The 23,340-nt window shown below is 61.7% G+C and carries 21 protein-coding genes and 1 tRNA gene; 12 read left to right on the top strand and 10 right to left on the bottom strand.

Annotation, left to right across the window (positions count from 1 at the left end; genetic code table 11):
* Positions 1-8: 8 nt before the first annotated feature.
* The 8 genes from AC2A1F_RS17435 to AC2A1F_RS17400 all read left to right on the top strand — a co-directional run bounded on the left by AC2A1F_RS17435 (position 9) and on the right by AC2A1F_RS17400 (position 9,199).
* Positions 9-1,043, top strand: a complete 1,035-nt coding sequence (locus AC2A1F_RS17435; RefSeq protein ID WP_484210049.1) for an efflux RND transporter periplasmic adaptor subunit — start codon at positions 9-11, stop codon at positions 1,041-1,043.
* Positions 1,040-4,249 carry an efflux RND transporter permease subunit gene (locus AC2A1F_RS17430; RefSeq protein ID WP_484210048.1) on the top strand — a complete coding sequence of 1,070 codons (3,210 nt, stop codon included), beginning with the start codon at positions 1,040-1,042 and terminating at the stop codon, positions 4,247-4,249. Before AC2A1F_RS17435 ends, AC2A1F_RS17430 begins: the two co-directional genes overlap by 4 nt.
* Positions 4,246-4,557, top strand: a complete 312-nt coding sequence (locus AC2A1F_RS17425; protein ID WP_484210047.1) for an ArsR/SmtB family transcription factor — start codon at positions 4,246-4,248, stop codon at positions 4,555-4,557. The genes AC2A1F_RS17430 and AC2A1F_RS17425 overlap by 4 nt, the downstream gene beginning before the upstream one ends.
* 75 nt (positions 4,558-4,632) lie before the next feature.
* A complete protein-coding gene (locus AC2A1F_RS17420) occupies positions 4,633-5,028 on the top strand; it encodes a hypothetical protein (RefSeq protein ID WP_484210046.1) in 396 nt (131 codons plus the stop codon).
* 68 nt (positions 5,029-5,096) lie between these two features.
* Entirely contained in the window at positions 5,097-7,193 is a 2,097-nt protein-coding gene (locus tag AC2A1F_RS17415) for a TonB-dependent receptor domain-containing protein (protein ID WP_484210045.1), read from the top strand.
* Between the two features lie 93 nt (positions 7,194-7,286).
* A complete protein-coding gene (locus AC2A1F_RS17410; protein WP_484210044.1) occupies positions 7,287-8,162 on the top strand; it encodes a class I SAM-dependent methyltransferase in 876 nt (291 codons plus the stop codon).
* A complete protein-coding gene (locus AC2A1F_RS17405; RefSeq protein ID WP_484210043.1) occupies positions 8,159-8,533 on the top strand; it encodes a group II truncated hemoglobin in 375 nt (124 codons plus the stop codon). Before AC2A1F_RS17410 ends, AC2A1F_RS17405 begins: the two co-directional genes overlap by 4 nt.
* Positions 8,534-8,605: 72 nt before the next feature.
* The gene (locus AC2A1F_RS17400) at positions 8,606-9,199 is read left to right on the top strand and encodes a c-type heme family protein (protein ID WP_484210042.1); all 594 of its coding nucleotides are present in this window, start codon (positions 8,606-8,608) and stop codon (positions 9,197-9,199) included.
* A gap of 243 nt (positions 9,200-9,442) precedes the next feature.
* Here the strand turns inward: AC2A1F_RS17400 and trxC are convergent, their stop codons facing one another.
* The 3 genes from trxC to AC2A1F_RS17385 all read right to left on the bottom strand — a co-directional run bounded on the left by trxC (position 9,443) and on the right by AC2A1F_RS17385 (position 10,779).
* Positions 9,443-9,883: a thioredoxin TrxC gene (gene trxC, locus AC2A1F_RS17395; RefSeq protein ID WP_484210041.1), complete on the bottom strand. Its 441-nt coding sequence runs from the start codon at positions 9,881-9,883 to the stop codon at positions 9,443-9,445.
* The gene (locus AC2A1F_RS17390; protein ID WP_484210040.1) at positions 9,880-10,506 is read right to left on the bottom strand and encodes an Arm DNA-binding domain-containing protein; all 627 of its coding nucleotides are present in this window, start codon (positions 10,504-10,506) and stop codon (positions 9,880-9,882) included. Before AC2A1F_RS17390 ends, trxC begins: the two co-directional genes overlap by 4 nt.
* 199 nt (positions 10,507-10,705) lie before the next feature.
* Positions 10,706-10,779 (bottom strand) — tRNA-Gly (locus tag AC2A1F_RS17385).
* 160 nt (positions 10,780-10,939) lie between these two features.
* Between AC2A1F_RS17385 and AC2A1F_RS17380 the strand changes: the two genes are divergently transcribed.
* Both AC2A1F_RS17380 and AC2A1F_RS17375 read left to right on the top strand, forming a co-directional pair.
* On the top strand, positions 10,940-11,230 hold the full coding sequence (locus tag AC2A1F_RS17380; protein WP_484210039.1) for a DUF2218 domain-containing protein: 291 nt from the start codon (positions 10,940-10,942) through the stop codon (positions 11,228-11,230).
* Between the two features lie 127 nt (positions 11,231-11,357).
* Positions 11,358-13,490, top strand: a complete 2,133-nt coding sequence (locus tag AC2A1F_RS17375) for an acetate--CoA ligase family protein (protein ID WP_484210038.1) — start codon at positions 11,358-11,360, stop codon at positions 13,488-13,490.
* Positions 13,491-13,543: 53 nt separating this feature from the next.
* On the opposite strand, the gene AC2A1F_RS17370 is transcribed toward AC2A1F_RS17375, so the two are convergent.
* From AC2A1F_RS17370 to lgt, 7 genes are all read right to left on the bottom strand, one after another.
* Positions 13,544-14,215: a phytanoyl-CoA dioxygenase family protein gene (locus AC2A1F_RS17370; RefSeq protein WP_484210037.1), complete on the bottom strand. Its 672-nt coding sequence runs from the start codon at positions 14,213-14,215 to the stop codon at positions 13,544-13,546.
* 7 nt (positions 14,216-14,222) lie between these two features.
* Positions 14,223-14,759, bottom strand: a complete 537-nt coding sequence (locus tag AC2A1F_RS17365; RefSeq protein ID WP_484210139.1) for an adenine phosphoribosyltransferase — start codon at positions 14,757-14,759, stop codon at positions 14,223-14,225.
* 86 nt (positions 14,760-14,845) lie between these two features.
* The gene (locus AC2A1F_RS17360; protein WP_484210036.1) at positions 14,846-15,667 is read right to left on the bottom strand and encodes a cytochrome c1; all 822 of its coding nucleotides are present in this window, start codon (positions 15,665-15,667) and stop codon (positions 14,846-14,848) included.
* Positions 15,668-15,698: 31 nt separating this feature from the next.
* Complete coding sequence (locus AC2A1F_RS17355; protein ID WP_484210035.1) at positions 15,699-16,991, bottom strand: cytochrome b; 1,293 nt, start codon at positions 16,989-16,991, stop codon at positions 15,699-15,701.
* 11 nt (positions 16,992-17,002) lie between these two features.
* Positions 17,003-17,581 carry a ubiquinol-cytochrome c reductase iron-sulfur subunit gene (gene petA, locus AC2A1F_RS17350; RefSeq protein WP_484210034.1) on the bottom strand — a complete coding sequence of 193 codons (579 nt, stop codon included), beginning with the start codon at positions 17,579-17,581 and terminating at the stop codon, positions 17,003-17,005.
* A 300-nt stretch (positions 17,582-17,881) separates the two neighbouring features.
* Positions 17,882-18,937 (bottom strand): class I SAM-dependent methyltransferase, encoded by a 1,056-nt coding sequence (locus tag AC2A1F_RS17345; RefSeq protein ID WP_484210033.1) that lies wholly within the window; start codon positions 18,935-18,937, stop codon positions 17,882-17,884.
* A complete protein-coding gene (gene lgt, locus AC2A1F_RS17340) occupies positions 18,934-19,845 on the bottom strand; it encodes a prolipoprotein diacylglyceryl transferase (protein WP_484210032.1) in 912 nt (303 codons plus the stop codon). Before lgt ends, AC2A1F_RS17345 begins: the two co-directional genes overlap by 4 nt.
* 156 nt (positions 19,846-20,001) lie before the next feature.
* Between lgt and AC2A1F_RS17335 the strand changes: the two genes are divergently transcribed.
* Positions 20,002-21,711, top strand: a complete 1,710-nt coding sequence (locus AC2A1F_RS17335; RefSeq protein WP_484210031.1) for a class I adenylate-forming enzyme family protein — start codon at positions 20,002-20,004, stop codon at positions 21,709-21,711.
* A 215-nt stretch (positions 21,712-21,926) separates the two neighbouring features.
* Positions 21,927-23,339 (top strand): cytochrome ubiquinol oxidase subunit I, encoded by a 1,413-nt coding sequence (locus AC2A1F_RS17330; protein ID WP_484210030.1) that lies wholly within the window; start codon positions 21,927-21,929, stop codon positions 23,337-23,339.
* Position 23,340: the final 1 nt, after the last annotated feature.

The following is a 23,340-nucleotide window of genomic DNA, read 5'->3' as shown; positions in this document are numbered from 1 at the left end:
ATTGAGCGATGCGGGCGATTCTGAAGGCAGCTTCGGCAGCGGGCGCGCTCGCGCTCAGCTTGCCGCTGGCCGGGTGCGGCAGCAGCGAAGAGGCTGCAAAAGTGGCCGCAAAGGCTCCGGCGGGCCCGCGCATCGTCCTTTCCGCCGCTGATACGGTGGATTGGCAGGATGTGAGCGCGGAGATTGCCACGGTCGATCAGGCGCAAGTCATGGCGCGCATTCCGGGCATTCTCACATCGCTGTCGGTCAAGGCGGGCGATATGGTGAACAAAGGCCAGGCCATCGGCCGGATCGTGGACAGCCAGTTGGGCTATCAATCGGGCGCTTATGGCGCACAGGCTGCAGCGGCGCAGGCACAGGCCGCGCAGGCGGCGGCGGAATTGCAGCGCGTGAAGTTCCTGCATGACAACGGCGTCTATGCCAAGGCGCGGCTGGAGCAGGCTCAGGCCGGCGCCGCAGCGGCGCAAGCGCAAGTGCGCGCGGCGCAGGCGCAGCAGGCGGCCGTGGGCGCGGTGGCAGGGCAGGGCGTGGTCGTGGCTCCGGCCAGCGGGCGCGTGTTGCGCGCCGATGTTCCGGCAGGATCGCCGGTTGCGCCGGGAATGCCGATTGCGGTGATTACGGCGGGGCCCACGATTGTGCGGCTGGAACTGCCCGAATCGCTGGCTGGCAAAGTGCGCGTCGGATCGCGCGTGATGGCTCCGGGGTTGAGCGAAGGGCGCGTGGTGAAAGTCTATCCTTCGGTCATGGCGGGCAAGGTGACTGCTGATGTCGACATGCCGGGAATCGATAGCTCGCTGATCGGGCGGCGCGTGGCGGCAAAGGTGGAAACGGGCGCGCGCAAGGCGCTGCTGGTGCCTGCAAGCTATGTGACGACGCGCTTTGGCATCGATTATGTGACCGTGCTGGCCAAGGACGGCAGCGCAGCGGACGTGCCGGTGCAGACCGCGCCTTCGGGCGAGGCGGGGAAGCTGGAAGTGCTTTCGGGCGTGAATACCGGTGATACGCTTATCGGGGCTGCCAAGGTTTCAGGTGGCGGCAAATGAACCTCGGCATCTCGGGCAAGTTGACGCGGGCGACGATCCAGTCGCCGCTCACGCCGCTGTTCCTGCTGGCGGCGATGATCGTGGGGCTGATCGCCACGATCACGATCCCGCGCGAGGAAGAGCCGCAGATCAAGGTGCCGATGGTGGACATCATGGTCCAGGCACCGGGGCTGACCGCGCCGCAAGCCGTGGAACTGGTGGCCAAGCCGTTGGAAACCATCGTCAAGAGCGTAGACGGGGTCGAGCATGTCTATGCCCAGGCGCAAGACAACGGCGTGCTGGTGACCGCGCGGTTTCTGGTTGGATCAGACCCTGAAGACGCTGCGATCCGCATCGGGGATAAGATCGAGGCGAACAAGCACCGGATTCCAGTGGGCATTCCCGCCCCCCAAGTGACAGTGCGCGGGATCAACGATGTGCCGATCGTGGTGCTGACGCTGACGCCAAAACCCGGCGCTGCGGGGCAATGGAATGATCAGGCGCTGGCGGAACTGGCGGGCAAACTGCGGACCGAAATTGCCAAGGTTGATGACGTAGGCCTCACCTTCATCACCGGCGGGCAACGCATGGCGCTGCGCGTGGTGCCTGATCCTGCCAAGCTGGCGCTCTACCGGGTGCCGCTGGGCAACGTGATCGAGGCGGTTTCTCAGGCCAATCGCGCTTTTCCGGCAGGCACCGTGCGCGAAGGCGGGCAGGCGGCGTTGGTGGTGGCCGGGCAGACCTTGCGCGATGCGCAGGAGCTTTCCAGCCTGACCGTGCGGTCGGTTGGCGGCGCACCGGTGCTGCTATCAGACGTGGCGCGGGTGGAGCAGGCCGCGACGCAGGATCAGGCGCGGTCTTGGCGCTGGGCCAAGGGTGAGAACGGCGCTTGGGATATGGCTCCGGCGGTGAGCCTTGCCGTGGCCAAGCGTGCAGGCGCCAACGCGGTGACCGTTTCGGAAGGCGTGGTGGCCCGTGTGGAAGCGCTTGAGGGCAAGCTGATTCCGGCAGGCGTCGAGGTTTCGATCACGCGCAATTATGGCGAAAGCGCGAACGACAAGGCCAACGAGCTGATCTTCCATCTGGCGCTGGCGACCGTGTCCATCGTGGTGCTGATCGGCTTTGCCATCGGCTGGCGCGAGGCGGGGGTGACCGCCATCGTGATCCCCACCACGATCATGCTGACGATGTTCGCCTCCAACGTGATGGGCTTTACGATAAACCGTGTCAGCCTGTTCGCGCTGATCTTTTCCATCGGCATTCTGGTGGACGATGCTATCGTGATGATCGAGAATATCGCGCGGCACTGGGGCATGAAGGATGAGCGTTCGCGCATCGATGCAGCGGTGGAAGCCGTGGCCGAGGTGGGCAATCCGACCATCGTGGCGACGCTGACGGTGGTGGCGGCGCTGCTGCCGATGCTGTTCGTTTCGGGGCTGATGGGGCCCTATATGGCCCCCATTCCGATCAATGCTTCGGCGGCGATGATCTTCTCGTTCTTCGTGGCGGTGATCATTGCACCCTGGCTGATGATCCGCTTTGCCAAGAAGGCTTTGGCGCATGGCCATGATGAGCATGGCGGGAAGCTGGGCGCGCTGTATCGGCACTGGGCGGTGAAAGTGATCGCCACGAAGCAGGGGGCCAAGCGCTTTCTGATCGGGGTGGGGGTTGCCACGCTGGTGGCGTGCTCGATGTTCTATTTCAAGGCGGTGACGGTCAAGCTGCTGCCGTTCGATAACAAGAGCGAAGTGCAACTGGTGGCCGATCTGCCTGAAGGCACGAGCCTTGAGGCGACCGCGCGCGTGCTGGAACAGGCCGCTGCCGTGGCGCGGAGCGTGCCGGAAGTGGTGTCGATGGAGGCCTATGCCGGTGCAACGGCGCCGTTCAACTTCAACGGGCTGGTGCGGCACTATTTCCTGCGTAATCAGCCCGAGATGGGCGATTTGATGGTGACCCTTCTGCCAAAGGAAGACCGGTCGCGTTCCAGCCACGAGATTGCGGTGGTGCTGCGTGACAAGCTGAAGACCGTGCCGCTGCCTGCAGGGGCTTCGCTCAAAGTGGTGGAAACGCCGCCGGGGCCGCCCGTGATGGCGACGCTGCTGGCCGAAATCTATGGCCCTGATGAAGCCTCCCGGCGCAAGACGGCCGAGCAGGTGGAGAAGATCTTCAAGTCGGTGCCCTATATCGTCGATGTGGACAACAGCTTCGGGCAGGCGCGGCCCACGCTGCGTCTGATCCCGGACCGGGCCAAGCTGGACCAGTACGGCCTGTCCGAGCGGCAACTGTTTGACAGCATCGGCGCACTGATGGGGGCGCAAGTGGTGGGCTATGCTCCGCGCGGTGCAGACCGTGATCCTTTGCCCATCGAACTGGCGCTCGACCAATCACAGCGCACGTGGTCTGCGGCAATGGCGGCAACACCGGTGGCGGTGACGCCTGCCGGGCAGATGATCCAGCTGGGGGAACTTGTCACCGCGAAAATGGAGCCGGGTAGTCAGTCCATCTATCGTCGTGACGGGCGCGGGGCGACGATGGTGACGGCAGAGCTGGCCGGACGTTATGAAGCGCCGATCTATGGGATGCTGGCGGTGGGCGAGGCTATCGAGGCGTTCGACTGGAAGGCGCAAGGGCTAACCAAGCCTGCCGTGATCCTGAACGGCCAGCCCTTGGACGAGAGCGCGACATCATTGCTGTGGGATGGCGAATGGGAAATCACATGGGTGACCTTCCGCGATATGGGCGCGGCCTTCATGGTGGCTTTGCTGGCGATCTATGTGCTGGTGGTGGGCCAGTTCCGCAGCTTTACCCTGCCGCTGGTGATCCTGACGCCTGTGCCGCTGACCTTGATCGGGATCGTGCTGGGGCACATGCTATTCAATGCGCCGTTCACGGCCACATCGATGATCGGGTTCATCGCGCTGGCGGGCATTATCGTGCGCAATTCGATCCTGCTGGTGGACTTCATCAACCACACCCGCAGCCCGGACAAGTCTTTGCGCGATACGCTGCTGGAGGCAGGCATGATCCGTTTCAAACCGATTGTGCTGACAGCGGCAGCGGCGATGATCGGGGCATCGGTGATCCTGACCGATCCGATCTTTCAGGGGCTGGCGATCTCGCTCCTTTTTGGTCTGGCCTCGTCCACCCTTTTGACGGTTTTGGTGATTCCTGCCATTTACATCGCTTTGCGGGACGATGATCGTCCTCTTACGGAACCTCGACCATGAAGCCAGTCGATCTCAATGAGCTGAAATCCAATGCGAATGCGATGGCTGGTCGGCTTAAGCTGATGAGCCATCCCGAACGGCTGCTGATGCTGTGCCGTATGGATGAAAGCGAAGTTTCCGTAAGCGAGCTGATCGAGCTGTCCGGCCTATCGCAGTCAGCGGTGTCACAGCATCTTGCGATGCTGCGCGAAGAGGGTGTGGTGGGCATACGCGGTGAAGCGCAGATGCGGTATTACAGTTTACGCGACCCTATCGTCCGGGGCGTAATCCACGCCTTGTGCGATTTGTGCGAGGTTCATCAGGCCTGATGCGCGCGGTTCAGGGTCAAAAAATTCCCGGCATCGCACATAACCTGCAGCGAGAAATATCCTAACCAGCCCGCCATGAATCGCGTTCGAACATTGCTGCTGCGCTATCGCACCATGGCGTTCGTCGTGATTTTTGCCGCGCTGTTCTTCAAAGCGCTGATCCCGGCTGGCACTATGGTGATGCCGGTGAACAAGGTGCTGACTGTGGCGCTGTGCGACGGCATTGCGGGCAATCACGCCGAGCGCGATATCGTCGTGCCGATGAAGAGCAATCCTTTGTCAGGTGAAAATCAGCAGGGTTGCGCGTTTTCGGCGCTGGGCATGGCGATGACCGGCCCCATTGATCCGGTGCAACTGCTGGCCGCGCTGGCCTTTGTGCTGGCGCTGGCCTTTGCGCCATGGCCCTCCCTTCATGTGCAAGCCGTTGCGCGCTTGCGGCCGCCACTGCGCGCGCCACCTCTTACATCCTGAACCCCAACCGCTGATCCCGTCTTTGCGCCGCAGATGCCCGCGCCCAGTGCTTGTTCAGGAAATTTCAGATGACCATTTCTCGTGTTGCCATGACTATGGCGCTCGCCTCCGTTCCATTTGCCCTTAACACCGCTGGCCATGCCGAAGAGGCGGAACGCAATCCCCAAACCATCGTGGTGACAGCGCCGCGTATTACCGCAACACAAGCGACGCAGGAGGATGGCGAAACGCTGGCCACCGGGCCTGATGGCGCGGCTTTCATCGCGCGTCAGCCCGGTGCAGCGTTAATTGATAATGGGGCGCTATCGGGCCAAGTGCAGTTGCGCGGGCTGTTTGGCGAACGCATTCTGCTGCGCATCAACGGCCAGCGCTTTGCCTCGGGCGGGCCGAACGCGATGGACCCGGTGATGCATTATGCCCCGGCAGCGCTGATCGACCGGGTGGAGATTGCGCGCGGAATCTCGCCGGTGCGCGATGGTCCGGGGCTGGGTGGCGGCATCAATACCGTGTTCAAGCATGTGACGTTTGGCGATGGCCCGGCATTGGCACCACAGGTTGATCTGACCGCGCAGTATCGCAGTGTTGACAATAGCGTGGCGGCAGGCGGCATGATCGGCCTTGCCAGCGAAAGCCTGCGCATCGGCCTGATCGCTTCGAAGGAAAAGGGCGATGATACCCGCTTTCCGCGCGGCCGCATTGCCAGCACCGCGTTTGACCGGGCCGTCTATGGCGTGCACGCGGGGTTCAAGGCGGGGTCCAGTGAGCTGAGTTTTGAATATCGGCGGCAGGAAACCGGGCGTTCGGGCAATCCGCCTTTTGCGATGGACATCGTCTATTTCCACACGGACTTTGTGCGCCTTGGCTTTGAGGGCGATCTGACAAGCGATGTGCGGCTGGAGACGCACGCCAACTTTGCCGGTGTCAGCCACCGGATGAACAACTTTTCGCTGCGCCCCGCGCCTGTTGTGGCGTTGCAGCGCCAATCGGATACTTATGCCGGTACTTTTACCGCGGATGTTGCGCTGCGTTTTGGGTCGGCAGAGCAGAACCTGCGCATTGGAGCGGACTTTGAACTGGGGGACCGGGGCTATGTGCTTTATAATCCGGCGGTCCCGGCCTTCTTCATTCATCCGCTGGACCGCGCGCAGGCGGAGCGCTTTGGCGGATTTGCCGAATGGCGCGCGGGGCTTGGCGTAATCGAGGCTGAACTGGGTGCGCGGGTGGATCGGCACAGCGCCAGTACGGCAGCGCCGCGCACTGGGCCGGGGGTTCCTGCAGGCCCCACGAATTTGGCGCTGGCCTTCGGGCGCGCTGACCGGGCGTGGGAAGGCACGAGCTGGGACGCCTCCCTGCGGTTTTGGGCGCAAAGCGGCGCATTGTCTCCGCGCCTGACGCTGGCGCGCAAGACTCGCGTGCCCAGCCTGATCGAGCGCTTTTCATGGCTGCCAACCGAGGCCAGCGGCGGGCTTGCCGATGGCAATATCTATGTCGGCGATGTGAACCTGAAGCCCGAAGTGGCGTGGATCGCCGAGGCGGGGGTCGATTGGCAGGGCAAGACCGCCTATGCCCGCCCAGTGGTCTATTACCGGCGGATCGACGATTTCATTCAAGGCGTGCCGTTTGACAGCACGCCGGGCGTGACCAACAGCCCGGTGGAAATGGTCTCTGCCGCCAATGGCGATGCCACACCGCTGCGCTTTGCCAATGCCGATGCGGAAATCTGGGGGGCAGACGTGGCCTTTGGCGCAAGGCTGGCAGGCCCTTGGCGCGTGGATGGCGTGGCAAGCTGGGTGCAGGGCAAGCGCCGCGATCTGGCCGACAACCTCTATCGCATGGCCCCTGCCAATGGCCGCATCGCACTGACCTGGGAAGCACCAAGCTGGAGCGTAAGCGCCGAAGCCCAAGGGACCGCTGCACAGAACCGCGTTTCTGCCAGCAACAGCGAAGTGCGCACGCCCGGATATGTTTTGGCCAGCCTTTACGGCCACTGGATCGTGCGTGAGGGATTGCGGGTGGATGCAGGGGTCGAGAACCTGTTCGACAAACGCTATGTCGAACATCTTGCCGGATACAATCGCATCACCGGGTCTGACGTGGCGCTGGGCGCGCGGTTGCCGGGGGCGGGCCGTTCGGCCTTTATCCGGCTGCGCTGGGCTTTCAACTGATAGTGACCTGACCAAAGCATAAAGAAGAATTGCCTAATATAATGCTTTGGTTATGGTGGATGAGGCCCTGAACCTTCCGAAGGAACATGCACCATGACAGATACCAACAATGGCCATCCGGTTGTGGAGGACGAGTTCGGGGCCGAGGATTGGGCCGGAGAACTGGGCGCGCGCTGGCTGGCCAACCTGACCGGTTTTGAAAACACGATTGCGCCAGTGGGCGATGCCTTACTGGCCCATGCGGGCTATCAAATGGGCGAGGCGGTGATCGATCTGGGCTTTGGCGGTGGGGCCACCAGCCTTGCCATTGCGCAGGCCGTGGCACCCACAGGCAAAGTGCTGGGCATCGACATCTCGCCCGATCTGGTGGCTGCCACCACGCGCCGCGCGGCGCAGGCAGGGATCACCAATGCCCATTTCCTCTGTGCCGATGCGGGCACGGTGGAGATTGCTGGGGAGCGCTATGACCGGCTCTGTTCGCGCTTTGGCTGCATGTTCTTTGCCCAGCCAGTGGCCGCCTTTGCCAATCTGCGCGGGCTGTTGAAGCCGGGCGGGCGGATTGATCTGGCGGTGTGGGCTGCGCCGCTGGAAAATCCGTGGATGACAGGCGCGATGCTAGTGGCCCGCCGCCATGTGGACATGCCTGCGCCCGAGCCGCGCGCTCCGGGGCCATTTGCGTTTGAAGATACCGGCTATGTGCAAGAAGTGCTTCAGGCCGCAGGGTTCTCGAACATCGTGGTGGAGCCTTTCTCCGGTCTTTTGCCCGTCGGCGGGCTGGGTGCCACCCCGGCCATGGCCCAGCAATTTGCCATGAATGCCATGGCCTTCGGCAAACTTCTGGCTGAAACTCCGCCTGCGGTGCAGGGCCAAGCGGCGATGGAACTGACCGAGCTTTACGCGCGCCATCACCAGCCCGGCGCAGGGGTGATGATGGGATACAAGGTCTGGCTGGTTTCCGCACAGGCATGACCCCTTATGAAACCTTCGGCGGCGATGCTTTTGTACGCTCGCTCTGCGCGCGGTTTTATGCGCTGATGGATGTCCTGCCAGCGGCAGCGGCGTGCCGGGCCGTGCATCCGCCTTCGCTGGTGCGGGCAGAGGAAAAGCTGGTGGAATACCTGACCGGGTGGCTGGGCGGCCCGCCGCTCTATACCGATAAATACGGTCATCCGCGCCTGCGCCAGCGGCATTTTGCCGCGCCGATCGGCAAAGAGGAAGTGGCAGGATGGCTGTTGTGCTTTCATCAGGCTTGGCGCGAATTGGCCCCACAGTCTGCCATTGCCGACGATATTCTGGCCAAAGTCGACAGCCTTGGCTGGCATATGGCCAACAGGGACTGAACGGGACATTGCCTTGCATATAAGAAAAATCTTATGTAAGGTCGTAACGTAAGATTTGGGAGCACTTCGACCATGGCCAGCCGCACGCTTTTCGGAATGGTCCCTGTTGTGCTGGCGCTGTCGGCTTGCGCCAGCAGTGGCGCAGGCATCGCTTCCGATGCCGATATTGCGCAAAAGTCTGCCGCGCTGGCGGACCGTTTTCAGGCTGATTTGCAAGGGCAATTGCAGGCCGCAATTCAGCAAGGCGGGCCGGTGGGGGCGATTGCCGTATGTCATGAAGTGGCTCCGGCCATTGCCCAATCGCTATCGGATGAAAGCGGCGCGCAGGTCAGGCGCATTGCGCTCAGGCAGCGTAACCCGGCGGCGCTGGCCGAGGGCGAACTGCGGGCCAAGCTGGACACGTTGGCCGCAGCGCCGCTTGGGCCAGATGGCAAGCCCGCATCGGTGCAGTGGACCAGCGGAACGGGCAAGGCTGCGCGCGTGCACTATCTGCGGGCTATCCCGATGAAGGAACAGCCTTGCGCCGCATGCCATGGCACCAATGTTGCGCCGCAAGTGCGGGCGCGCATTGCTGAACTCTATCCCGATGACCGTGCCATCGGCTTTCGTCCGGGCGAGTTGCGCGGGGCCATTGCGATTAGCTGGCCTGCAAGTATGCGCAGATAATGCAATTGGCAGCGGGCGCAAAAGGGTAGGCCAACGGTGGCTGATTGCTGGAAGACGATGCCCACATCCGCATGGTGCGCCGCGGCCACGATCTGACATCAGGTTCAGCGCGATCTGCGTTCCGATCCACTCTATCACCTGTGGTTCCAAGACAACTACGGCCTATGTCCCTCGCACCGGTTGGAGCACGTGGGGCCTCTATTTTCGCGACCTCTTCTGGGCTGAGCGCGCAATGCGTTCCATTCAGCCTCCCGCTGCGCTTCTGGCCCAGGTTACGATAGCGCTTGCCGGCATGACACCCGAGGTCCGGGCCACTTCGCGGCCATTGGTGATAAGCACCATTGTTGGGATTGAACGGATGCCGAAGCGTGCCGCAATGGTGGCTTCGGCCTCTGTATCAAGCTTGCCGAGGCGCATGCTGGGTTCCAGCCGGGTGGCGGCAGCCGCAAACTCGGGTGCCATCTGGCGGCAGGGGCCACACCAGCCCGCCCAGAAGTCTACCAGCAGCGGAATGTCGCTGCGTCGGGCATGGGCATCGAAATTGGCGGCAGCAAGGTCGACCGGCTGGCCCGTGAACAAAGCGCCCTTGCAGCGTCCACAGCGTCCTCCATCGCCAAGCCGGTCGCGCGGAACGCGGTTGATCGCCGCGCACAATGGGCAGGCGATCTGCAAACTCTCGCTCATGTCTGGCTGCACTCCGTTTCGCGGCCCGCCTCTCCACCCGAGGCAACGGCGATGTGGCCATCCCGGCCATAGATATCGGGCAGGATGTCCACACCGCCGGCCGGATTGCCGGTAGCGGTGAAATAAGCAACATACACTGGCACGGGCTTGGCGAGATTAATCGTGGTGGTCACCCCCGAGGCGACAATTTTATCCACCTGCTCGCGCGTCATTACCCCGTCGAGCAGCGTCGCCGCATACTCGCTGCGCACCGCAGTCGCTGGTGCCCATGCTTTCTGACCATCTCTTTTCCGTTTCTCGCAGAAATCCGCTGCAATGCCGGTGAACGTTGTTTCGGAATCAATCCGGGATCGAGACTTCTCACGCTGCTTTTCAAGCGAGGGATCCTTGCCTGCTGCGATAAGTTCTCGCGCCTCGTCACGGCGGCGACGGGCGTCTCCAAGACCGACTGCAGGATAGGTCCCCAGCCCAAGCTTTTTCTCCCGCCCATCGATCCGATATTTCAATCGCCACAGCTTGCCGCCAGATGGCTGAACCAGCAGGAACAGGCCATGGGCATCCCCGACTTTGTAGGGCTTTTCCCGGGGCTTGGCATTCCGAATTGCAACGTCAGTCAGCGGCATAAAGCGTCGTCCACTAGCTACCTGTGGCCCCCATTTTGGGGGCCACCGAATTGGCAGCAGACGTATGGCCCCTACTATGGCCCCCAAAGTAGCGCGATTGCACACGGGAACGGGCGGACGCCTACGTCCAGAAATGCTGTGAATACGGCGGTTTATCTGGGAATGTCCAGACGCTGACGGTGGCGAGCGAACAGGAAGTTGGAGCGGGTAGCGGGAATCGAACCCGCCTAGCTAGCTTGGAAGGCTAGTGCATTACCACTATGCTATACCCGCCCGGGCAGCGCGGACTGCCTTAAGTCTGTGTGGTGCGGCGCGCTTGCCATGGTCGGGGCGGTTTCGTCAACCTTGCAATGGCGCGAACTTTGTGAGGGCTTGACAGAATATAATTAAGATATATCTTAATGCTTACTCAAGATCGCAAGCAAGGATTATCATGCCCGCCAGCCACGCCATTGTCCCAACCGCCAGCGCCAGCCGCTATCTCCAGCAACTGTGCAAGCATTGGGGCCACAAATTTGAAGTGACCTTTGACCCGCAGCAGGGCCGCGTTGCCTTGCCGTTCGGGCCGGTGGAATTGAAAGCCGGTGATGCCGCGCTGGAAGTGACCTGCCGAATCGAGGGCGAGGGTGATCTTGCCCGCATGCAGCAGGTGGTGGTGGAGCACCTGAACCGGTTTGCTCACCGCGAAGGCGAACTGGTGTTTGATTGGCAACCTGTGGCCTGATCCGCAAGACCGGGCGCTCTTCAAGGCAGGGCGTCCTTCACCAAAGGGCGGCCTGCAACGGCGCGGACGCCACTTGCCCTTCCTCCGATAATTGTTATATCGCATAGCGAAATCGGAGGATGCCGCAATGTCTGAAGCTGGTCTGCACAATCACACTCTGGCTCACGCCGCGCTCGATCGTTTCCTGCGGCCCAAATCGGTTGCCGTTGTCGGCGCTTCTGACAAGCCCGGCGCATTGGGGGCAACGATCCTCACCAACCTTGATCGCAACGGCTATTCCGGCGCGATCTATCCTGTGAACCCGAAGCGTGAAGAGATCATGGGCAAGCGCTGCTACCCATCGGTCGATGCCTTGCCCGAAGGCGTGGATGTGGCCGTGCTGGCCATCCCGCGCGTGGGCGTGCTGGATGCGGTAAAGGGCCTTGCGGCGCGCAAATGCGGTGGTGTGGTGATCTTTTCGGCAGGCTTTGCCGAAGGAGGCGAAGAGGGCCTTGCCGAACAGCGCGAAATCGCGCGCATCGCGCAAGAGGCGGGCATGGTGGTCGAAGGGCCGAACTGCCTTGGCCTCGTCAACTACGTCGATCGCATTCCGCTGACCTTTGTAGAAACCAATGCCGTGCCACCTGCGGGCAAGCGCGCCATTGGCATCGTATCGCAATCGGGCGCGATGGCGGCGGTGCTGGGCACCATGCTGCTGGCGCGCGATGCGGGCGTTTCCTATTCGGTCTCCACCGGCAATGAAGCGGCCAGCGGTGTGGAAGACTATGTCGATTGGCTGGTCGATCAGGATGATACCCACGTCATCGCGATGATCGTGGAGCAGTTCCGCAAGCCGCAGGTGTTTCTGGCCGCAGCACGCCGGGCCAAAGCAGCGGGCAAGCCGGTGGTGCTATTGCATCCCGGCAAATCGAGCGCTGCGCGGGAATCGGCGGCAACCCACACGGGTGCCATGGCCGGCGATTACAAGCTGATGCGGGCGATGGTCGCGCGAGCAGGCGTGATCTTTGCCGAGACGCTCGAAGAGCTGGGCGACATCTCCGAAATCGCTGTGCGTTGCCCCGCATTGCCTTCGGGCAATACAGTGGTCCTCGGGGAATCGGGGGCGTTCAAGGCGTTGACGCTCGATCTGGCCGAAGAGTTGGATCTGCCGCTGGCCGATCTGCATGACGAGGATTCGCCCGCCTTGCGCGCTGCCTTGCCTCCGTTTGTGCCAGTTTCCAATCCGCTGGACATTACGGCTCAGGGCCTATCCGAACCTGCGATCTATACCCGCTGCATCGAGGCGCTGCTGGCCGATGACCGCGTGGGCACGGTGCTGGCGGGCATCATTCAGGCCGAGCCGATCACTTGCGCCATCAAGTTTCCCGCCGTGCTCGCCGCAGTTGAAGGCAAGACGCTGACCAAGCCGGTGATCTTCGCCGGGCTTGACGAAGGGGCCGATGTACCCGCCGAACGCATCGCTGCTCTGCGCGCGGCAGGGCTGCCTTGGTTCCCAACGACGGAGCGTGCCTTGCGGGCCATCACCCGGCTGACGCATTGGGCGGCGCAGGATCTGTCCGCCAACGATCTTCCCGCAACCCCGCTTGCCGGACTGGACGTGGTTTCGGGTGTGATCCCGGAATACAAGTCGAAGGAATTGCTCGGCCCCATCGGCATTGCCTTTCCCAAGGGCGGATTTGCCGCGAGCGCTGACGATGCGGTCTCCGCTGCTGAAACGGTTGGGTATCCGGTGGCGATGAAGGCGCAAGCTGCGACGCTGGGGCACAAGAGCGATGCTGGCGGGGTGATCCTGAACATTGCCGATGGCGCGGCCGTGCGTGAGGCATGGGAGCGCATTCACGCCAATGTTGCGGCCTACTCATCGGCCATCACGCTCGACGGCGTGCTGATTGAGGCCATGGGCAAGCGCGGCATGGAGATGATCGTTGGGGCCAAGAACGATCCCGAATGGGGCCCGGTCGTGCTCGCAGGCTTTGGCGGCGTGACCGCGGAAATCCTGCAGGATGTGCGCTTGCTGACCGCAGACCTGACGCAGGCGGCGGTTGAGGCCGAACTGATGAAACTCAAGAGCGCAGCGCTGCTCAGCGGCTATCGCGGGTCGCCCGCGCTCGATGTGCCTGCGCTGGCTGCGCTGATCGTCAAGGTCGGGCAAGTGCTGCGCGCCGAACCTTCGATCCGCGAAATCGATCTCAATCCGATGATCCTGCACCCGATGGGCGAAGGCGTGGTGGCGCTGGATGCGCTGATGCTGGTGGATTGAAGTTCGAGCAGAATTGAGGAAAAGGGCGGTCCGTTGGGCCGCCCTTTTGCGTTTCAGATGCCAGTCCAGACAAGGTTGTTTGGTAGGGAAGTGTTTGCGTAATCTATCTGTAGGACGCGACGGCGGCGGGGAATTCGTGCCGCCTCAGAAGCATGCAGGATTGGCGTGGAATAGAGCCAGACGTCACCGGCAATCGCTGTGCAAGCCAGTGTGCCGCATCTCTGCACGGTCGTGGCGATCTCTGGCTCGCGGATCAGGCCAAGGCGATGTGAACCTGGCGCTACTAGAAGAGGCGCGTTCTCTTCTGGCACATCATCGAGATGCACCCGCATCGTGATCATGCCTTCAAGCAGTTCTATAGGCGGGGCTACGTGGTGTGCACCTTGCTTTACGGTCCATGGACCATATCCCGGTGTCGCGATCTTTTCCCTGACGCAGATGGTTCGATCCTGATGCCAGCCTAGCGACCAGTTCGCGGTTGCGGATTTGTCAAAAAGCAAGGCCCGAACCGGCATCGCAGCAGGACCAATAGCCCGTTCGGCAATGTCTCCGAACACGCTACCCTTGCCAATCAATGCGGCCAGCGCTGGAATGCCTCGTAACCGAAGTCCAGGGTGGCCGGACGGGAGATCCGTAAGTGCATCGAAAAGATCGGCCATGACTGGTAAGGCCTGAGCGCTCAGATGAGCAGCGCCCGTGGCGGCAAACTTGTCTTTATCAAACATCGGCAGCCTAGTGCCCCGGAAAGTCCATCAGGGCTTCGACGGCCAAGCCCGCATCGCGCAGGCGGGCTGCGCCGTGGAGGTCGGGCAGGTCGATTACGAACAAAGCGTGGGTGACGTCGGCCCTTGCCGTGCGCAACAGTTCGGCTGCGGCGAGGGCGGTGCCGCCTGTGGCGATCAGGTCGTCGATGATGACCACGCGCTGGCCTGTCTCAATGGCCGTTGGGTCAATTTCCAGCCGGTCGCGTCCATATTCGAGTGCGTAGTCTATGCCGATGGTTGGCACTGGCAACTTGCCCGGCTTGCGGATCGGGATGAAGCCCAGATTCATGCGGGCGGCCACGGCGGCGCCAAAGATGAAACCGCGCGCTTCCATGCCAGCGATGGCTTGTGCACCGGCATCGCGCGCCATGTGGGAAAGGTGGTCGATGCAGGCGGCAAAGCCTGCGCCATGTGCGATCAGCGTGGTGATATCGCGGAACAGTATGCCGGGGGCGGGGAAGTCCGGCACGGTGCGGACAAGATGCTTGAGTTCGTCGCGGGTCATGATGCCGGGATGAATATCGCCAGATACGAAAAAGGCCACCGTTTCCGGTGGCCTTCGTTCGTTTTGCCGACTGGAAAGAAGGGGCGTTACGCGCCCTTCTTGTCTGCCCAGACGTTCTTCTTGGCAAGGTAGGCCAGCACAGTGGCTGCCAGCAGGAAGCCGAGAACGGCCCAGCCGGTCTGCTTGCGCTTGTCGAGGCTCGGCTCAGCCGACCAGATCAGGAACGCCGAAACGTCCTTGGCCATCTGGTCCACCGTCGCCTTGGTGCCATCCGAATAAGTGACCTGATCGTCGCTGGCGATCGGGGCAGGCATGGCAAGGTTCAGGTTGGCGAAGTAGGGATTGTAATACAGACCATCAGGGGTCTTCGAGTCCGGGAACTGCTTGAGCAGTTCGGCGGGCTGTTCCTGATAACCGGTCAGCAGCGAGTAGACGTAGGCACCGCCATCATGACGCGCCTTGGTGATCAGCGAAAGATCGGGCGGCACGCCCTGACCTGCGTAGTACACGGTCGGGATGTAGTCTGACGCAATGTTATCACGCTCAGCGCGTTCGCCGCTCTTTTCATCGAAGGTGGGCTGCTTTGTGCCCCAGTTCTTGGCAATCGCCTTCACTTCAGCTTCGGAATAGCCAAGGTTGGCAAGATCGCGGAACGCGATGTGCTTCATCGAGTGGCACGCGGCGCAGACTTCCTTGTAAACCTGGAAGCCGCGCTGCAGCTGCTGCTTGTCAAACTTGCCCAGCGCCCCGTCGGACGCGAACTTCACGTCCTTGGGGAGCAGGTGGAACTCGTGTTCTGCCGTGGGGGCAGCGGGTTCCGAAATCGCGGAATAGGCGCCGTTACCGAACGACCAGATCAGCGCGACGGCAAAGAACAAGCCGACCAGGGGGCCAAAAAGACGGACCATGGGGTTTTCTTTCTCTTACGCTTCGTAGCTGTCAGGCAGCGGCAGGGGTTGCATTGAGCACTGCGCTCTCATCCTTGCCGAGGATGCTTTCGGTGATCGAGAACGGAAGCGGTTCCGGCTTTTCGATCGACGAGACAAGCGGCAGGATGATCAGGAAGTGCGCGAAGTAGTACAGCGATGCCAGCTGGCTGAGCATCACGTAAGGTTCCGCAGCCGGTGCGCCACCGCAGTAGAACAGTACGGCCATCGTCGGGATGAGGCCGAACCAGAAGAACTTGCGGAACAGCGGACGGTAGTGGCCCGAACGAACCGGCGAGGTATCCAGCCAGGGCAGGAAGAACCACACCAGAATTGCGCCGAACATGGCGAGCACGCCCATCAGCTTGGCCGGGATGAAGAGGAAGTCATACGTGAAGGCGCGCAGGATAGCGTAGAACGGCCAGAAGTACCATTCGGGCACGATGTGCGCAGGCGTCGAAAGCGGGTTTGCCGGAATGTAGTTGTCCGGGTGGCCCAGTGCATTCGGCGCGAAGAACAGGATGCCGCAGTAAATCAGCAGGAAGATGCCGAGCCCGAAGCCGTCCTTAGCCGTGTAGTACGGGTGGAACGGAACGGTGTCGCTCTCTGCCTTCACTTCAACGCCGGTCGGGTTCGATGAGCCGGGGATGTGCAGCGCCCAGATGTGCAGGATGATGACACCGGCAATCACGAACGGCAGCAGGAAGTGGAGCGAGAAGAAGCGGTTCAGCGCAGCGTTGTCGGGGGCAAAGCCGCCTAGCAGCCAAACCTGCAGCGGTTCACCCACCAGCGGGATCGCACCGAACAGGCCGGTGATGACCTTGGCACCCCAGAACGACATCTGGCCCCAAGGCAGCACATAGCCCATGAACGCCGTTGCCATCATCAGCAGGAAGATGACCACGCCAAGCAGCCAGATCATTTCGCGCGGGGCCTTGTACGATGAGTAGAAGAAGCCGCGGAAGATGTGGAGGTAGACGACGACGAAGAACGCCGAGGCACCATTGGCGTGCGCATAGCGCAGCATCCAGCCCCAGTTGACGTCGCGCATGATGTGTTCGGTCGAATCAAAGGCCACCAGCGCGTTCGGCGCATAGTGCATGGCCAGGATCACGCCGGTAATGATCTGAAGCATCAGGCAGAAACCGGCGAGCACGCCGAAGTTCCACATGTAGTTCAGGTTGCGCGGCACCGGATAACCGGCCCCGACAGCGTTATAGACAAAGCGGGGGAGCGGCAGCTTTTCGTCAAGCCACTGCGTCAGCCCACTGGCTGGCTTGTATTCTTTTGCCCAGGCGAAGCTCATGTTTCCTGTCCTCAGCCGATCTTCACGACAGTGTCGGAGATGAATGAATACTCGGGCACCTGAAGGTTCAGAGGTGCCGGCCCCTTGCGGACGCGACCCGCGGTATCATAGTGCGAACCGTGGCACGGGCAGAAGTATCCGCCGAACTCGCCCTTAACTTCACCCTCGCCCGCGCCCAAGGGTACGCAGCCAAGGTGGGTGCAAACACCCATCGTGATCAGCCAGTTTGCCTTGCCTTCCTTGGTCCGCTCTTCCAGCGTCTGCGGATCGCGTAGCGTGGAGGCGTCGACCTTGTCGGCAGATGCGATTTCATCTGCTGTCAAGTTCCGGATGAACACCGGCTGCTTGCGGAATACCGCCTTGATCGCCTGCCCGGTCTGGATCGCGGAAATGTCGATTTCCGTCGAGCTTTGCGCCAGAACGTCTGCCGAAGGTGCCATCTGGCTTACCAGAGGGACCAGAACGGCAAGTCCGCCCACACCTGCAAAACTCACCGCCGCGATATTGATGAAATCGCGCCGACGCACACCTTCTCCGGCCGGTGCCGATCCGGTCCCTACCGAAGTGTCAATGCTTGCTTGTTCAGCCATTGAAATTCCCTGCCTGCTGTCGCCGCGCGCGCGGATCGCACACGATCCTACTTGCAATACTTCAACGGTTCAGGACGGCCGATCCGGCGCGTTATGAACCGCGCGGGGGCGGGGCGCGCGCAAAAGCGCTGGCCCCATCCCGCATGGCGCGCCTGATAGACGCAAAGTTAGGGCTTTGCCAACAGGCATTTTGGTGCGGGATTCCGCCCTTGTTTCCGGCCTTGCGACCCGCTTAGGACCTGCTTTGTGTCCGGCATATTGCAGCGTCGCGAGCCGCTGTTTCTCCGCTTAACGCGGGCCTCAACCCGGGCTTGCGAATCCTGCCCCATCGGGCCAGTCAGGTGCAGCCAAACCCATCACTTTGAACAGGGCACCCATCTGTCCATCGCCGGTCAGCCGATCTCGGGCTGTGCGGATCGCTTCGGCCTGAGTTGGCGCCGCCTTTGCCAAAGCTTCTGTCCGTGCATCAATGCCCAGCGCGCCAAGCCAGCGCCCCTGCTCTTCAGTACCGAGCCACCGAATCCCGCGCGATTGCGCAATCGGGGCGAGGGCCGAAAAATCGACATGGGCCGTCAGATCAGCCTCCCCCGGCGCTGCAAACACATCGACCTTGCGGTGCGCTTTTACCGCCTGAAGCGATGAGCCCAGCCGTGGCTCGGCCGTGCCATAATCGATGAGCAGCGCAGCTCCGCTTTGCGATGCGAGCCGCCCTGCAATTTCATAGACAACTGCAGCGCAGGCGGGCGATGTTTCCAGAATTGCCCCTTCGTGCGCATTGCGGCGATCAGCAGGGACGGCCGCCTCCATCGGGGCGGTTCCAGCCACTGCGACAAGGCGCCCATCGGCCACGCCGATCATGCGCTCGCGCCAGCCTGCGGCGGTCTTCACCAACTGGCGGACCGGCAGCGCATCAAGAAATTCATTGGCCACAATCAGCAGCGGACCATCGGTGGGCAGGGTTGAAAGATCATTGTGCCAGAAGGCTTCAGGATGCAGTTCGAGCTGAAGCGCCTTGAGCGCCGTGCTGGTCTCGACAAAATGGGTGCGCGGATTGAGACCATAGCGCCGCGCCGTGCCCAGCGCATCGCGCGCCAGCGTGCCGCGTCCCGGACCCAGCTCAACGTAATGGACAGGCTCAGTCCGTCCGGCGCGAATCCAGATATCGGCCAGCCACAGCCCGATCAATTCGCCAAACATCTGGCTGATTTCAGGCGCGGTGATGAAATCGCCCGCAGTGCCAAAGGGATCGCGGCTGGCATAATAATGCGCGTTGGATTCGGCCATGTACTGCGCCACGCTGATCGGCCCGGTATTGGTGATCAGGCGGTTGAACGTCTCCAGCAAGGGTCGTATCACGCTGGCGCTGCTCCTCCGGCAGAAACCGGCTTGCGGATCAGCGCGCGCAGGAAGAAGAACAGCCCCACGGCCATCATCGGAATGGTCAGCCACTGGCCCATAGAGAACCCGGTGCGCATCGCAAAGTCCAGCAACTGTGCGTCTGGCTCTCGGAAAAATTCTACCGTAAAGCGGCCCAGCGCATAGCCGAAGGTGAACAGGCCAACCAGCAACCCGGTGCGCCACCGCGCCTGCGTTTTCCAGAACAGGAAGATCAGGAGAATGGCCAGCACCAGCCCCTCAAGTGCGGCTTCATAAAGCTGGCTGGGATGGCGGGCGACTAGACCCCCACCGGGGAAGATCATCGCCCACGGCACTTGCGCTCCGGCCTCGCGGCCCCAGAGTTCGCCATTCATGAAATTGGCGAGCCGGCCGAACAGCAGGCCGGGCGGCACGCAGACCGCAATATAATCGCACACCCGCACGAAGTTCAAACCCGCGCGCCAAGATACCCAGGCAATGGCGATGACCACGCCGATCAGGCCGCCGTGAAAGCTCATCCCGCCTTCCCACAGTTTGATCAGATTCTGCGGTTCACTCAACAGTTCGGGTGCATAGAACAGGGCGTAGCCCAGACGCCCGCCGAAGATGATGCCGAGCGTGGCATAGAAGAACAGGTCATCGGCATGGCGCTGCGCCAGAGGTGCGCCGGGCTGCCGGATCATCTTCGACAGGTGCCAGTATCCGAACACGATCCCGGCCAGATAGGCCAGCGAATACCACTTGAGCGCAAAGAACCCGAGGTCCAGCGCAATGGGGGAAACCCCCAGATCTTCCCAGCGAATCGGGCCTGAAACCGCGCTATCGACCCCCGCAGAAGCAGCCGACGTTACGGCAAGCGCGGTTACCGTTGACACTAGTGACAGCAAGCGGTGAACTCCCTACAAACTTCGGATTGGACCTGCATCCGTGCTGCCGAACGCGCCCTTGTGGTTGCCGTATTGGCACATGGTGAAGGCCGCAGGCAAACCCGAAAAGGCCCACATGCAGATGGGCCTGCGGGCACGGAGAGATGAAAGGGTAGCATGAAGACCGAGCTGGATCTTGCCATGGATCGCACCTTTGGCGCGATGACTGCCGAAGGCGGCATGTTCCGCACAGTCCCGATCAGGCGGTTCGATCATGATTTGCCGATGATTGCTGCGGCACCGCCGCACCTGCCAGCATACTTTGCCTATTTTTGCGCCACGCATGGCGACAAGACCTTTATCGTCGATGGTGAAACCCGCTTGAGCTTTGCCGACGTATACAAGGCCGCACGCCACGTGGCAGGCGGACTTGTGGACGGGCTGAAGCTGCAGAAGGGTGAGCGGGTTGGCATTGCTGCGCGCAATTCATCCAACTGGGTGATCGCCTATATGGCGGTGCTGATGGCGGGCGGCTGTGCCACTTTGCTCAATGGCTGGTGGCAGGGTGAGGAACTGGCGGCAGGCATCGATCTGGTCGACTGCCGTTATCTGATTGCCGATGCCTCGCGCGCAGCACGACTGGAAGGCCATGCCCATGGCGCAACCGTGCTGTCGATGGCGCATGATTCCCCTTATGCCGAAGGTCTTTCAGCTCTGCTGGCCCATGGCGGCGGCATGGAAACGACCCTGCCAAGCCTGACAGGCGATGATTTGGCCACCGTGCTGTTCACTTCGGGTTCTACCGGCATGGCCAAGGGTGCCTATTCCGATCATCGCGGCGTGGTGCAGGGGACGATGAACTACGTCGCCCAAACCGCCGCCATGCTTGGCATCCTGACGGCGCGGGGCGAGGCTCCGGCAGCCGATGTCCAGCCGACCACGCTGGTCAACGTGCCGCTGTTTCATGTCACTGGCGAAGTGCCGGTCTTCCTGCAGTCGTTCGCCATCGGCCGCAAGCTGGTGCTGATGCCCAAGTGGGACGCGGTTGAAGCGATGCGCTTGATCCAACAGGAAAAGGTGACCTACTTCGTCGGCGTGCCGCTGATGAGCTTTGAAATTGCCACGCATCCTGATCGTGACAATTATGATCTGTCCACTTGCGTATCCTTCGCTGCAGGCGGCGCACCGCGCCCGGTCGAACACGTTGACCGTATCCGCAAGGCGCTGCCCCATGCCTTCCCGCTGCTGGGCTATGGCCTGACCGAAACCAACGGCGTGGGCTGCGGCAATCTGAACGAGAATTACATGGCAAAGCCGGGCAGCACCGGCACTGCCTCAAGGCCTTTGGTCGACCTCGCTATCCTTGATGATGCCGGAAACGCCCTGCCGCAAGGCGAAGTGGGCGAAGTCTCGATCCGCTCGATCGCCAACTTCCTCGGCTATTGGAACAACGAAAAGGCCACGCGCGAGGCGATTACGGCAGACGGCTATTTCCGCACCGGCGATCTGGGCTATCTCGATCCCGAAGGCTACTTGTTCATCGTTGACCGCAAAAAGGACATCATCATCCGCGGCGGCGAGAACATTAGCTGCATCGAGGTGGAAAGCGCCATCTACGCTCACCCCTGCATTGCCGAGGCCAGCGTGTTTGGCCTGCCGGATGAAAAGCTGGGCGAAGTGCCTGCCGCCGTCTACCTTGCCAAGGACGATTGTTCTGCCACCAGCGAGGAACTGCAGGAATTCCTGAAAGCCCACATTGCACCGTTCAAGGTGCCGGTCCGCTTCTGGGAAGTCCACGAAGCCCTACCGCGCCTTGGCACCGAAAAGGTCGACAAGCGCACCCTGCGGGATCGTTATACCAAGGAATGGCTAGCCTCAGTAACCTGAAGCCGCAGCGTTTGAAACCAATGGCAAGCGTCTTGCGGGGCGCTTGCCGCTGGACATTCCCCGTTCCACCACCGGATCGCGGTCATCACCGGTCCGCATCAAAAATCCGTCTCGCCCAAAAGGCTTAATGAAAGACGGCGCGTCCGTTCTCATATGCTTTGCATCCGCCTCTGTGCTAATGACCCGCGCGGACGCACATTTTGGGACAAACCGCAGTGTTTGATCATCTTGATCCCGTGATCCTGGCTCGTATCCAGTTTGCCTTCACGGTCAGCTTTCACTTCATATTCCCGTCCTTCTCGATCGGGCTGGCCAGCTATCTGGCGGTTCTCGAAGGGCTGTGGCTGAAGACGGGCAAGAGCGTCTATCTCGATCTGTTCAAATACTGGTTGAAGATTTTTGCAGTCGTCTTTGCGATGGGCGTCGTGTCGGGCATTGTCATGTCCTACCAGTTCGGCACCAATTGGTCGGTGTTCTCGGTCAAGACCGGGCCGATCTTGGGGCCGTTGATGGCCTATGAAGTGCTGACCGCTTTCTTCCTTGAAGCCGGGTTCCTTGGCGTAATGCTGTTCGGCATGAGCAAGGTCGGCCGCAAGCTGCACTTTGCCGCCACCTGCATGGTGGCGCTGGGCACCTTCATTTCGGCAACCTGGATCCTCAGCGTGAACAGTTGGATGCAGACGCCTACCGGCTTTGCGATCAATGCCAACGGCCAGTTCGTGCCCGCAGGATCGTGGCTGACGATTATTTTCAACCCCAGCTTCCCTTATCGCCTGCTGCACACCGTCATTGCCTCATACCTGACGACCTCGCTGGTCGTAGGGGCCGTCGGAGCGTGGCACTTGCTCAAGGACCGCACCAACCTCTATGCCCGCAAGATGTTCTCAATGGCGATGTGGATGGCGGCGCTGGTTGCCCCGGTCCAGATTTTTGCCGGAGACATGCACGGCCTCAACACGCTGGAGCATCAGCCTGCCAAAGTCATGGCGATGGAAGGCCATTACCAAAGCCACCCTGAAGGCGCGCCGCTGATTCTGTTCGGCATACCCAATAGCGCCGAAAAGCGCGTGGATTATGCTATCGAGATTCCCAAGGCGTCTTCGCTGATCCTGAAGCACGATCTGAACGCGCCGATGGCTGGGCTCGATACCATTCCCGATGATCGCGAACCGCCGGTTGCAATTGTGTTCTGGTCGTTCCGCGTGATGGTGGGGCTGGGCTTTGCGATGTTGGGGCTGGGACTGTTCAGCCTGCTCGCCCGCGCGCGGCGCTCGCTTTATGAGTGGCCCCTCCTGCACCGTTTGGCCATTGTGATGGGCCCAACCGGTTTCGTCGCGGTCATCGCCGGATGGATCACGACCGAAGTTGGCCGCCAACCTTACACCGTCTACGGCCAGTTGCTGACCGGCCAATCGCATTCGCCGCTGGCGGCGCCCGCTGTGGCCGCATCGCTGATTGCCTTCGTAGTGGTCTACTTCGCCGTGTTTGGCGCAGGCACATGGTATCTGATCAAATTGATGAGCCAGACACCGCATGCGCACGAAGCGGAACCGCCGCAAACACCGATCCGGTCTGCCGGGATCACGCCCGCCCCGGCTTTGGACGGCGCCCTTGCGCCGGCGGAGTGAG

This window comes from Novosphingobium sp. HNCC26BN242, assembly GCF_057180525.1.
This window is presented reverse-complemented; position numbering and strand designations above follow the sequence as displayed.